This window comes from Bradyrhizobium sp. ISRA430, from assembly GCF_029909975.1.
Taxonomy (GTDB): domain Bacteria; phylum Pseudomonadota; class Alphaproteobacteria; order Rhizobiales; family Xanthobacteraceae; genus Bradyrhizobium.
Genome location: NZ_CP094516.1, coordinates 5,339,332 through 5,351,166, shown reverse-complemented (window position 1 = coordinate 5,351,166; position 11,835 = coordinate 5,339,332). Strand labels below are relative to the sequence as shown.

The window sequence follows — 11,835 nt, the reverse complement described above, 5'->3', positions numbered from 1 at the left end:
CATGTCATTCTGCGGTGGTTCGGCTGGAATTGCCGTACGTTAGCGGCCGGTCGAGCCGAAACCACCGGCGCCGCGATCGGTCGCCGACAGCGCAGCGACAGGAACCAGTGCGGCCTGCACCACGGGTGCGATCACCATTTGCGCGATGCGCTCGCCGCGTTTGACCACGAAGGGCGCGTCGCCGTGGTTGATCAGGATAACCTTGATCTCGCCGCGATAGTCCGCGTCGATCGTTCCCGGCGAGTTCAGCACGGTGACGCCGTGCTTGGCGGCGAGCCCGGAGCGCGGCCGCACCTGGGCCTCGTGTCCGGGCGGCAAGGCGATCGCCAGTCCCGTCGGCACCAGCGCATGTTTGCCGGGTGCCAGCGTCAGGGGCCCATCCTCGGGAACCGCCGCCATCAGGTCGAGGCCGGCGGCTTCAGGGGTCTGATAGGCCGGCAGCGGCAGGCCGTCGGCATGGGCCAAGCGTTGCAGTTCGACTGTGATTTTCGTGCTCAAGACGCGGGCTCCAGGGATTTGTCGGCCACGCTCTTTGCGACATGTGCGATCAATTCGGTGGCGACTTGTTCCTTGGTCATCACCGGCCAGGAATCAACTGCGATCTCGCCGTCTTTGCGGCTGATGAGGTGAACGGTGTTGCGATCGCCTCCCATCACGCCGGTCGCAGGCGAGACGTCGTTGGCCACGATCCAGTCGCAGCCCTTGCGCTCGAGCTTGCTCTTGGCGTTATCGATGAGATGCTCGGTTTCGGCGGCAAAGCCGATGACGAGCGGCGGGCGCTTGTCTGTCAGTTTCGAAATCGTGGCGAGGATGTCGGGGTTCTCGACGAGCTGGAGCGGCGGCATGCCTGCCGGTGTCTTCTTCAGCTTCTGCTCGCCTTCATTGGCAACCCGCCAGTCGGCGACGGCCGCCGCGAAGATCGCGATGTCGACCGGAAGCGAGGCCTGGACATGCTCCAGCATCTGCCGCGCCGATTCGACATGCTTGACCGCAACTCCGTCGGGATCGTCGAGGTCGACCGGGCCGCTCACCAAAATGACCTCGGCGCCCGCAGCCTGTGCGGCCGCCGCGATGGCAAAGCCCTGCTTGCCGGAGGAGCGGTTGGCGATGTAGCGCACCGGATCGATCGGCTCATGCGTGGGACCGGCGGTAATCAGCACGCGCTTGCCGGCGAGCGGGCGTGGCACCGGCGGACGCAGCATGCGCTCGACGGCGGATGCGATCTCGATCGCCTCCGACATGCGGCCGACGCCGGCTTCGCCGGCTTCGGCCATCTCGCCGGAATTCGGCCCGATCAGCACCACGCCGTCGCGCTGGAGCTGCGCGACGTTGCGCCGCGTCGCCGCGTTGTTCCACATCAACGGATTCATCGCCGGCGCGAGCAGAATCTTCCGGTTGGTGGCGAGCAGGATGGCGCTGGCAAGATCATCGGCATGGCCGCCTGCCATCTTGGCCATCAGATCGGCCGTGGCCGGTGCCACCACGATCAGATCGCAATCGCGCGCCAGCCGGATATGGCCGGCATCGAACTCGCTCTGCGGGTCGAACAGGTCGGTGTAGACGCGCTCATGCGAGAGCGCGCCCACCGCAAGCGGCGTCACGAACTGCTGCGCCGCCTTCGTGAGCACGCACCGGACCTCGATGCGCCGCTCCTTAAGCCGGCGGATCAGATCGAGCGATTTATAGGCCGCGATCCCGCCGCCGATGATCAGGGTGACGCTGGCCTCGGGAAGCGCGCTGGTGCGCTGGGATGCCGGGGCTGGAGCGGCATCGGGTGGTGCCGCCAATGGCGTCAGCGGCTCCTCGCGGCCCTCGATCAGCTCGCGCAGGATAACCCGGACCTCTTCCTCGACCGATCTGCGGTTCTTGGCCGAGCGCAGGCGCAAATAGGTTTTGACGTTCTCGTCGAGCTTGCGGATGGTCAGGCTTGCCATGACGCCCTCCAGCACGGAATGATAGCGATGCTATCACCCGAATGATAGCGATGCTATCACCCACATGATTGCAGTGCAATCATAGATTCCGGACCGCGATCAGGATGCCGATGAAGGTCGCCGCGATGATCCAGAGCGCCACAGTGCGCCAGCGGTTCTTGCGGCCCTCGCTGCGGCCCATCGCCGCGATGCTTTCCGGCGACAGCCGCAGGCCCTCCCGCGTCATGGTCTCGAGCTGCTCCAGCACTTTGGCCGAGCGGGCGGCGATGTCGGGCAGATTCGCCAGCACACGGGCGAGGTCGCCGGTCCCGGCGAGCGCGCCCTGCACCCGGCCGATTGGGCCGAGATTGCGCTGGATCCATTCGCGCACCACGGGGTCGGCGGTCTTCCAGATGTCGAGCCTGGGATCGAAGCCGCGCGCCACGCCCTCGACCACCACCATGGTTTTCTGCAGCAGAATCAGTTCGGGCCGGGTGCGCATGTCGAACAGGCCGGTGACCTCGAGCAGCAGCGTAAGCAGCCGCGCCATCGAGATTTCCTCGGCGGTACGGTTGTGGATCGGCTCGCCGATGGCACGGATCGCCTGCGCGAAATTCTCCACCGAGTGATGCGCGGGCACATAGCCCGCCTCGAAATGCACCTCTGCCACGCGGCGATAGTCGCGGGTGATGAAGCCGAGCAGGATCTCGGCGAGGAAGCGTCGCTCCTTCAGCCCGAGCCGGCCCATGATGCCGAAATCGACCGCGACGAGACGGCCCGTATCGTCCAGGAACAGGTTGCCTGGATGCATGTCGGCGTGGAAGAAGCCGTCGCGCAGCGCGTGACGCAGGAAGCTCTGGATGATCTTGCGGCCGAGATCGGGCAGGTCGACCTGTGCCTCCTGCAAGCGGGCGTGATCGTTCAGCGCGATGCCGTCGATCCACTCCATCGTCAGCACGTTATGCGTGGTGCGGTCCCAGTCGACCGCAGGCACGCGGAAGTCGGGATCGTCGCGCGTGTTCTCCGCCATCTCCGACAACGCAGCCGCTTCCAGCCGCAGGTCCATCTCCATGGCGACCGCGCGGGACATGGTGTTGATGACCTCGACGAGGCGCAAGCGCCGCGCTTCGGCCGAGTAGGCTTCGGCCTTGTGCGCGACGAAGAAGAAATCGGAGAGGTCGCGGCGGAAGCGCCCGGCCACATTGGGCCGCAGCACCTTGATCGCGACCGGCTTGCGGATACCGTCGCGCAACACCTCGCCGCGATGCACCTGCGCGATCGAGGCGGCCGCGACCGGCTGACCGAAGCTTGCGAACACATCCTTGAGCGGACGCTCCAGCGAGGTCACGATGGCGGCCTCGGCGTCCTCTTGCCGAAACGGCGGCAGGCGATCCTGGAGGCTTTCAAGATCGCGCGCGATGTTGACGCCGACGACGTCGGGGCGCGTTGCCAGGAATTGCCCGAGCTTGAGATAGGCCGGGCCCATCCGCGTCAACGCGCGCGACACGCGCGGCCCGTGCTTGGGGCCGCGCCGCTCGATGAGGCGCGCGAGCTTCAGCGCAAGCTGCCCGGGCGGCGGGACCAGGCTCGGATCGACGGAACCGAACACGCCCTCGCGCGCGAACACGAACGCGGCGCGCATCAGGCGCGCAATGTGGGGGATGGCAGAGATCACAAACGCCAGCCCGAATGCAGTGCGACGATGCCGCCGGACAAGGTTTGCCAGCTCACCCGGGCGAAGCCGGCATCACGGATCATGTCGGCGAAGGCGTTGGGCTTCGGAAACTTGCGGATCGATTCGACGAGATAGCGATAGGACTCGGCGTCGCCCGTCACCATGCGGCCGAGCGGCGGGATCACCTTGAACGAGAACAGGTCATAGAGCCGGTCGAGCCCGGGCACCTCGACGGTGGAAAACTCCAGGCACAGAAAACGGCTGCCGGGCTTCAGCACGCGATAGGCCTCGCGCAAGGCGAGATCGATCCGCGGCACGTTGCGGATGCCGAAAGCAATCGTATATGCGTCGAAGTTGCGATCGGCAAAGGCGAGGGCTTCGGCATTGCCTTCGACGAAGTCGATCTGGGTCTCCAGATGCTGCTTGGCGGCGCGCTCGCGTCCCACGGCCAGCATGTCGGCGTTTATGTCGCAGACGGTGGCGTGGAAGCCGGGGCCCGCCGCCTTGGCGGCGCGGAAGGAAATGTCGCCGGTGCCGCCGGCGACGTCGAGCAGCGCGAACGGCCGGTCGCCCCTCGGCGGATCGAGCGTGTTGATCATGATGTCTTTCCAGACCCGATGCAGGCCGCCCGACATCAGGTCGTTCATCAGGTCGTAACGCGACGCCACGCTGTGAAACACATCGTTCACCAGCGTCTGCTTGTCCCCTAGCGGGACGTCCCTGAAGCCAAAATGCGTGGTATCGCCCGGCCGATCCATTACTCTACTCCGCGAGGCGGACCATAGCGCGGCCGCCGCAATGGCGCTATCACACTGCCCTCGTAAGGTGAATGCCTGACCATGCCTGAATTGCCCGAAGTCGAGACCGTCCGCCGCGGCCTCCAGCCCGTCATGGAGGGTGCCAAGATCTTGAGTGCGGAGGCCCGCCGCGCCGACTTGCGCTTTCCCTTTCAGCCGGATTTCGTGGCCCGGCTCCGAGGGCAGGTCGTCACCGGGCTCGGCCGCCGCGCAAAATATCTCATGGCCGATCTCGTCTCCGGCGATGTGCTGCTGATGCATCTGGGCATGTCGGGCTCATTCCGTGTCATCAAGCCCGACAACGACGTGGCGCCTGGCGAGTTTCACTATCCGCGCGGCAAGGACACCACGCACGACCACGTGCTGTTTCGGATGTCCTCCGGCGCCGACGTCGTCTTCAACGATCCGCGCCGCTTCGGTTACATGAAAGTGATTGCGCGCAACGCGCTCGACGAGGAGCCGTTGCTGCGCGGACTCGGCCCCGAGCCGCTCGGCAATGAATTCGATGCTGCGATGCTGGCGCGGTCCTGCGCAGGCAAGACCACGAGCCTGAAGGCTGCGCTGCTCGACCAGCGCGTGGTGGCGGGACTCGGCAACATCTATGTCTGCGAGGCGCTGCATCGCTCGCATCTGTCGCCGCGGCGGATCGCCGCCACGCTCGCGACCAAAAAGGGCGAGCCGAGCGATCATGCCAAGCGGCTGGTCGGCGCGATCCACACCGTGTTGAACGATGCGATCAAGGCCGGCGGCTCGTCGCTGCGCGATCATCGCCAGACCTCAGGCGAGCTCGGCTATTTCCAGCACTCGTTCAAGGTCTATGACCGCGAAGGCGGCGTCTGCAAGACGCCCGGTTGCGGCGGCACGGTCGAGCGTTTCACCCAGAACGGCCGTTCGACCTTCTGGTGTCCGAAATGTCAGAAATGAGGATCGGACTTGCGGCCGAAAGGCCGTGAGCGTGACGAGCTCACCACGGACGTCATTGCGAGCGCAGCGAGACAATCCAGACTGTCACCGCGGAAAGATTCTGGATTGCTTCGCTGCGCTCGCAATGACGGGATGGATGGAGCTTCCGAGAAACGAAGCGAAGTAATCCGGCCGGGCTGGTGGCCGGATTGCTTCGCCGCTTGGGTGCTTCGCGACCGGATAGCGAAGCGCGCCCGGCCGGCGTCTCGAGCGATCGCCCCGCTCAGGACGCCAGTGTCGTCTCGCTCGATGAGAGCTCGGTGACGGCGACGTGCAGCATTCCGTCCGCCTCCGGAATGACCTGGTCGATCAGAGGATTGGTCGCAGCCGAAAGCTCGAGCCGGGTCTCGATCCAGCGCCATAGCCCGCGGATCTCGTCCGCCGACTTGCCGTTCGGTGCGAACTCGCTGACGGCAAGGCCGGCCGCGAGCGAATCCTGGTGGTCGTTGCGCATCACGATCAGCGGGCGTGCGAGCACGTCGGCGAGGTCGAGCGCCGCTTCGTCGGCAAGCCTGTTGGCCGCATTGTCGATGCGCTGGCCGCGGATCGGGGTCTGGTTCAGGACGAAGCCAAAGGGCCGCTTCCAGGCGCGCGCGACGCTCAGCGTCGAGGCGGTGGCCTCGATGTCGGCGACGCTCGGGCGCGCCGGGATCAGGCAGAGATCGCAATGGCGGATCGCGGCGGTGGTCGCGGCGCTGAGGCCCGCCGCGGTATCGACGATCGCAAGCTGGAGGCCGCTGCCAGCCAGCATCTGCAGGCGCGGCGCGATGTCGGCAGCGTGATAGATCGGCTCGACGACGGGATCCGCATCGCCGCGGCGGCGCTGCCAGCTCGACAGGGTGCCCTGCGGGTCGGTCTCGATCAGGCGGACGGTGAAGCCGGCATGCCTGGCTGCCAGCGCAAGGCCGATGGCAAGCGTGCTCTTGCCGCTGCCACCCTTTTGGGTGGCCAGTACGATCGTGTGCATGGAAATTGCTTCCTTTGGAGTGCTTGGGTCTGGATACGCCACGCGAACGTGCATCGCTTCTCGATGCTGAGCGCTTCTTGCTCAGGACGTGCCCAGCCCGATCCAAAGGGGATCGCGGATGTCCGAATCAACGCCAGCGATGATGACGGAATCGGGAATGCCAGCTAATCCGTACCAATACTGGACCCGTAGTCCCACGTATGATGTCCTCGCCGCTGCGAACAAGAGGGACGAGCGGCATGAGCACCAATTGGCGGGACCGGACGGCAACCACCTTTGAATGCCAGAAAATGCCGGCGGTTTCGAGCCGCGGCATGGTGGTCAGCAACCATCCGCTGGCCTCCAGCGCCGGCGCCGAGATGCTGGCTGCCGGTGGCAACGCCATCGATGCCGCGATCGCGACGCTGTTCACGCTGACCGTGGTCGAGCCGATGATGGTCGGTATCATCGGCGGCGGCATGGCCCATATTCGCCTCGCCGACGGCAGCCATCGGTTCATCGACGGTCAGAGCACGGTGCCCTTAGCGGTGCGCGAAGACACCTACGTGTCCAAGCCCGGCTCAGCGCATGATGTGTTCGACACCGTCGGCAATGAGAATCTCAACGGCCCGAAGGCGGTTGCGGTGCCGGGCTCGCTGAAGGCCTGGTGCGAGACGCTGCGCCGGTTCGGCACCATGCCGCTCGCCGATGTCATGCAGCCCGCGATCAAGCACGCCGCGCGCGGCTATGCGGCGACGCCCTACCTGCACGAATGCATCAGCGAGAGCGCGGCCGAGATGCGCAAGGACAAGCCGATCGCCGCGATCTTCCTGCCGAACGGTGAGCCCTTGAAAGTCGGCGAACGCGTGGTGCAGGCCGAATATGCCGAGACGCTGCGCACCATCGCCGACCACGGCGAGAAGGCGCTCTACGAGGGGCCGCTCGGCGAGATCCTCGTCGACTACATGGAGGAGGCTGGCGGCTTCATCCGGCGCGCCGACCTGACCCATTACAGGACCGTCGAGCGGCAGCCGATCCGCGCCGATTATCGCGGCTGGGCCATCTTTGGGCCGCCGCCGCCCGCGGCCTCCGGCGTGCATATCGCGCAAATGCTGAACATCCTGGAGGGTTACGACCTCGGCGGTCTCGGCTTCGGAACACCCGAGACCATTCACTACCTCGCTGAAGTCCTGAAGATCGCGTTCGCCGATCGCGCCGCGGCCAGCGGCGATCCCGATTATGTTGGCGTGCCCGTGGAGCGGCTCACGTCAAAGGCCTATGCCGAGGAGCGCCGCCAAGCCATCGATCCGGCGCGGGCGCAGGCGTGGGGCGCCGGTGTGTCGCCGCTCGAAGGCGCGCACACCACGCACATGACGGCGGCGGACTCGTTCGGCAACGTGGTCGCGACCACGCAGACCATTAACAACCTGTTCGGCGCGAAGATCCTGATCCCGGGCCTCGGGGCCATCGCCAACAACTACATGAACCTGTTCGATCCGCGTCCCGGCCACGCGCTGTCGCTGGCGCCGGGCAAGCGCGTCACCACCTCGATGTCGCCGATGATGGCGTTGCACGATGGCAAGCTGCGTTATGCGCTCGGCCTGCCCGGCGGCAAGCGCATCTTCCCGAGTGCGATGCAGGCGCTGGTCAACCTGATTGACCACGGCATGAGCTTGCAGGAGGCGGTCGAGGCGCCGCGCGTGTGGACCGAGGGCAATGCGCTGGAGCTCGAGCAGGCAGTGCCCGAGAGCGTGCGCGCGAAGCTCGCGAGCCTCGGCCACAGGATCGACGTCGTCGCGACGGTGGCCGGCGGCATGAACGGCATCGCCTTCCACGAGGACGGCACCATGACTGGCGCCGCCTGCTGGCGCGCCGACGGCACGCCGGTCGGGATATCCGGCGGACTCGCGCGTGGCGGCGTACGGTTCAGGTTGAGCTGATTTACTTCCGTACGCAGATCACGCGCACGACGGCGGCTTTCGCGTCCATAGACGTGCCGTTCGCCGTGACATCCATCATTGGCCTTCAGGAAATCGCGGACCGCGTCCGCGGAGACCATCACGGCTTGTGATGCCGGCACCGATGTCGCGGGTCCGGCGACCATCGCCGGCTTCAACAGCGCGATCCCGACGAACTTGCCGTCGCCGCCGATCGCGGGGCTGCCGGAGAACCCGATCGCCGGCGGCGGGGACAGGGCGAACTCGCTAACCGTGACCGGCGCGAGCGCCGCCTTGAGGCTCGATACGCCGGCCGCCCCGCCCTGGTTCTGCGGATCCGCGATGCCGATGATATCGACATTCGTCTTCGCCGCGGCGCCTGCAAGATTGAGCGGCTTCAGGCCGCGCGCGCCGTAGATGTGCAGCAGCGCGAGATCATGCTCCTCGTCGTCGGCGATAAGGTCGGCACTGCCATAGCCGCCGATCGTAATCGCCAGGCAGCTATCCGTGACCAGGCGATCGGTGACGATCGCGCCATCGTCGCTGACGACGATGCCGGTGCCGTATTCGACGGTCTTCCGTGGCGGTGGTCCCGCCAGCGGCCCCGACGGAAATGCATTGAAGGCGCTCGACATCGCGATCACCACCGGCTCGACGGCGTTTTCCATGGCCTGGTCGTAGAGGATCGTCATGATGCGGACTTCATCGCCCTTGAAGGTGCCGCGCACGTAAAACTTGTTCAGCCCCTGGAGTCCCGACAGCACGAAGAAGTCGGGCTTCACCACGGTGTAGTCGACCCTGCGTCCTGCCGGCCCCTTCTTCTCCACCTCGGCGAGCTTTGCCGTGCTCGGGCTCGCCTCCTTGCGACGGCTGAGCTGCACCTGCACCGTCCCGCTCGGCGAGGTCCATTTCGAGCCGCTGGCATCGGTCACCTGCTGCGGTACCAGCTTGCCGGGAATGCCGAGCCGCGCGCCGCTGGTCGGCTCCATCACGATCTTCCAGCCGACGCTCTCCTGCTTGCGGCGCGCAGTCTCTGCGAGTGCGGCGCGCTCCTGCGGATTGAGCGTCCCGGTCGGCTTGCCGCCCTTGGCCTTCTGATATTCCTTGATGGCGTTGACCATGCGCTCGCTGACGTCACCGGTGATGGCGCCGTTATATTGGCCGATCCAGGCGAGGTCGGACTGGAGCGACAACCGTTCCGCCTGCGCCATGGCATCCGCCGTTTCCGACGGCGTCTGCAACGCCGGGCGGACCGGCACGGCCTGGACCGTCTTCGGCTTGGCGCCGGGGATCTGTGGCGTTGCCATCTGGGCGTTCGCGCCCGCGGCCGCCGCGAACATCAGTGTTGCCGCAAGCATCGATCTCATGACAAATCCAGCCGCCCCATTGAACGTGATGGCATCGAAGCACATCTCGTTGGTCGCGACCAATCTCAGGGTGGTTCAGGTGGCAACGGAGGCCGCAACGCCACGCCCTCAAGCCTCATCCTGAGGAGCCGCGCAAGCGGCGTCTCGAAGGATGAAGGCCCCGGTGGGACCTCATGGTTCACCCGGCGATGCGAAGCATCGTTCGGAGACGCGCCTAGTATTTGTTGACGGGCCGCGCTTTGCGCGGACCCTATGGTTCCTCACCATGAGGGGAAGCACCTTGAAGGGACGAAGACGATGCTGAGCCCGGACGAACTCGAACGCTATGCCCGCCATATCGTGCTGCGCGATGTCGGCGGGCCGGGCCAGGCCGCGCTGAAACGGGCCTCCGTGCTGGTGATCGGCGCCGGCGGGCTCGGTGCGCCGGCCCTGATGTATCTGGCTGCGGCCGGCGTCGGCACGCTCGGCGTGGTCGATGACGACGTGGTGTCGCTGTCCAACCTTCAGCGCCAGGTGATCCATACGACGCCTGACATCGGCCGCCACAAGGTCGAGAGCGCCGCCGAGCGGATTTCGGCGCTCAATCCGCATGTGCGCTTCGTCGGGCATGCCACCTGGCTCAACGCCGAAAACGCGCTGTCGCTGATCGGCGACTATGATCTGGTGCTCGACGGCTCCGATAATTTCTCGACCCGCTATCTGGTCTCGGACGCCTGCTTCTTCGCGAAGAAGCCGCTGATCACCGCGGCGCTCGGCACTTTCGACGGCTCGCTCACCACCATCCGCGCCCATGAGAGGAACGAAGCCGGCGAGTTCAACCCGAGCTACCGCTGCCTGTTTCCGGAAGCGCCGCCGCCCGGCACCGTGCCGGCCTGCGCGGAGGCCGGTGTGATGGGCGCGCTTGCCGGCGTGCTGGGCTCGATGATGGCGCTGGAGGCGATCCGCGAGATCGTCGGCTTCGGCGACGGCCTTGTCGGCCGCCTCCTGATGATCGATGCGCGCGCGATGCGCTTCGAGACGCTGCGCTACACGCGCGATCCGGCCAATCCGCTCAACGGCGATGGGCCGGTCATGACCGACCTCCGCGCCGATCGCACGTGATTTGCCTTCCGTTACGTCGTCGCCGGCGTCAGGTGCCGCCGGCGCTACGCGCCTTCATCGATTTCGTCGCGAACTGGCGCAAGCGCGCGACGCGCAGAAAATAAATCTCAGAGCATGCTCGGCAGCACGCGATCCGGGGGCTTGTGCGCGTCGAGGAAGGTGCGGATGTTGATGATCACCTTCTCGCCCATCTCGACACGGCCTTCGATCGTGGCCGAGCCCATATGCGGCAGCAGCGTCACCTTGCCGGCCTTGGCGAGCCGCACCAGTTTTGGATTGACCGCGGGCTCGTGCTCGTAGACGTCAAGGCCGGCGCCGCCGATCTCGCCGGCTTCGATCAGCTTGATCAGCGTGTCCTCGTCGGTCACCTCGCCGCGCGCGGTGTTGACGATGTAGGCGTCCTTGCGGATCAGCTTGAGCCGCCGCGCCGAGAGCAGGTGATACGTCGCCGGCGTGTGCGGACAGTTCACCGAGATGATGTCCATCCGCGCCAGCATCTGGTCGAGGCTTTCCCAATAGGTCGCCCCTAACTCATCGGCGATCTTCGGCGCCACCGGCCGGCGGTTGTGGTAGTGGATCTGCAAGCCGAAGGCGCGGGCCCGGCGCGCCACTGCCTGGCCGATGCGGCCCATGCCGACGATGCCGAGTCGTTTGCCCCCGATGCGGTGGCCGAGCATCCAGGTCGGCGACCAACCCGCCCAGGGCTTTCCCTCCGTCAGAATCGAGGCGCCTTCGATCAGCCGGCGCGGCACCGCCAGGATTAGCGCCATGGTCATGTCGGCGGTGTCTTCGGTCAGAACTTTCGGCGTGTTGGTGACGGTGATGCCGCGCGCATGGGCGGCCTCGACATCGATATTGTCGACGCCGTTGCCGAAATTCGCGATCAGGCGCAGCTTGCAGTCGGGCTGATTGACGACGTCGGCGGTGATGTGATCGGTGACGGTCGGCACCAGCACGTCGGCCGTGCGCGCCGCTTCCGCGATCTGCTCCGGCGACATCGGCGTGTCATCGAGATTGATCCGCGCGTCGAACAGTTCGCGCATCCGCGTCTCGATCGAGTCCGGCAGCTTGCGTGTCACGACGACGAGGGGCTTTTTCTTCACCGACATGTCCTGCTCTCATGAGACATTGCAGCC

9 protein-coding genes and 1 pseudogene are annotated in these 11,835 nt (G+C 66.1%); 3 read left to right on the top strand and 7 right to left on the bottom strand.

Annotated features, from left to right (window positions below; genetic code table 11):
- Positions 1–39 precede the first annotated feature (39 nt).
- The 4 genes from dut to ubiE all read right to left on the bottom strand — a co-directional run bounded on the left by dut (position 40) and on the right by ubiE (position 4,346).
- Complete coding sequence (gene dut / locus MTX21_RS25385; protein ID WP_280967411.1) at positions 40–498, bottom strand: dUTP diphosphatase; 459 nt, start codon at positions 496–498, stop codon at positions 40–42.
- Positions 495–1,934 (bottom strand): bifunctional phosphopantothenoylcysteine decarboxylase/phosphopantothenate--cysteine ligase CoaBC, encoded by a 1,440-nt coding sequence (coaBC, locus tag MTX21_RS25380; protein ID WP_280967410.1) that lies wholly within the window; start codon positions 1,932–1,934, stop codon positions 495–497. Before coaBC ends, dut begins: the two co-directional genes overlap by 4 nt.
- Positions 1,935–2,013: 79 nt before the next feature.
- The gene (ubiB, locus tag MTX21_RS25375) at positions 2,014–3,588 is read right to left on the bottom strand and encodes a 2-polyprenylphenol 6-hydroxylase (RefSeq protein WP_280967409.1); all 1,575 of its coding nucleotides are present in this window, start codon (positions 3,586–3,588) and stop codon (positions 2,014–2,016) included.
- Complete coding sequence (ubiE, locus tag MTX21_RS25370; RefSeq protein WP_280967408.1) at positions 3,585–4,346, bottom strand: bifunctional demethylmenaquinone methyltransferase/2-methoxy-6-polyprenyl-1,4-benzoquinol methylase UbiE; 762 nt, start codon at positions 4,344–4,346, stop codon at positions 3,585–3,587. Before ubiE ends, ubiB begins: the two co-directional genes overlap by 4 nt.
- A gap of 81 nt (positions 4,347–4,427) precedes the next feature.
- On the opposite strand from ubiE, the gene mutM reads away from it, so the two are divergent.
- Positions 4,428–5,309, top strand: a complete 882-nt coding sequence (mutM, locus tag MTX21_RS25365; protein WP_280967407.1) for a bifunctional DNA-formamidopyrimidine glycosylase/DNA-(apurinic or apyrimidinic site) lyase — start codon at positions 4,428–4,430, stop codon at positions 5,307–5,309.
- Between the two features lie 262 nt (positions 5,310–5,571).
- On the opposite strand, the gene MTX21_RS25360 is transcribed toward mutM, so the two are convergent.
- A complete protein-coding gene (locus tag MTX21_RS25360) occupies positions 5,572–6,315 on the bottom strand; it encodes a ParA family protein (protein WP_280967406.1) in 744 nt (247 codons plus the stop codon).
- A gap of 239 nt (positions 6,316–6,554) precedes the next feature.
- Here MTX21_RS25360 and ggt point away from each other — a divergent pair, with 239 nt between their 5' ends.
- On the top strand, positions 6,555–8,234 hold the full coding sequence (gene ggt, locus MTX21_RS25355; protein WP_280967405.1) for a gamma-glutamyltransferase: 1,680 nt from the start codon (positions 6,555–6,557) through the stop codon (positions 8,232–8,234).
- 1 nt (position 8,235) lies between these two features.
- Here ggt and MTX21_RS25350 read toward each other — a convergent pair.
- A pseudogene (locus tag MTX21_RS25350) lies at positions 8,236–9,598 on the bottom strand (serine protease).
- Between the two features lie 297 nt (positions 9,599–9,895).
- Here MTX21_RS25350 and moeB point away from each other — a divergent pair.
- The gene (moeB, locus tag MTX21_RS25345; RefSeq protein ID WP_280967404.1) at positions 9,896–10,699 is read left to right on the top strand and encodes a molybdopterin-synthase adenylyltransferase MoeB; all 804 of its coding nucleotides are present in this window, start codon (positions 9,896–9,898) and stop codon (positions 10,697–10,699) included.
- A 107-nt stretch (positions 10,700–10,806) separates the two neighbouring features.
- Here the strand turns inward: moeB and MTX21_RS25340 are convergent, their stop codons facing one another.
- Complete coding sequence (locus tag MTX21_RS25340) at positions 10,807–11,808, bottom strand: D-glycerate dehydrogenase (protein ID WP_280967403.1); 1,002 nt, start codon at positions 11,806–11,808, stop codon at positions 10,807–10,809.
- Positions 11,809–11,835 lie beyond the last annotated feature (27 nt).

Excerpts from the sequence above, each read along its gene's own strand:
- coaBC (WP_280967410.1), bottom strand. The coding sequence starts at position 1,934 with ATGGCAAGCCTGACCATCCGCAAGCTCGACGAGAACGTCAAAACCTAT.
- ubiE (WP_280967408.1), bottom strand. The coding sequence starts at position 4,346 with ATGGATCGGCCGGGCGATACCACGCATTTTGGCTTCAGGGACGTCCCG.
- mutM (WP_280967407.1), top strand. The coding sequence starts at position 4,428 with ATGCCTGAATTGCCCGAAGTCGAGACCGTCCGCCGCGGCCTCCAGCCC.
- MTX21_RS25360 (WP_280967406.1), bottom strand. The coding sequence starts at position 6,315 with ATGCACACGATCGTACTGGCCACCCAAAAGGGTGGCAGCGGCAAGAGC.
- ggt (WP_280967405.1), top strand. The coding sequence starts at position 6,555 with ATGAGCACCAATTGGCGGGACCGGACGGCAACCACCTTTGAATGCCAG.
- moeB (WP_280967404.1), top strand. The coding sequence starts at position 9,896 with ATGCTGAGCCCGGACGAACTCGAACGCTATGCCCGCCATATCGTGCTG.
- MTX21_RS25340 (WP_280967403.1), bottom strand. The coding sequence starts at position 11,808 with ATGTCGGTGAAGAAAAAGCCCCTCGTCGTCGTGACACGCAAGCTGCCG.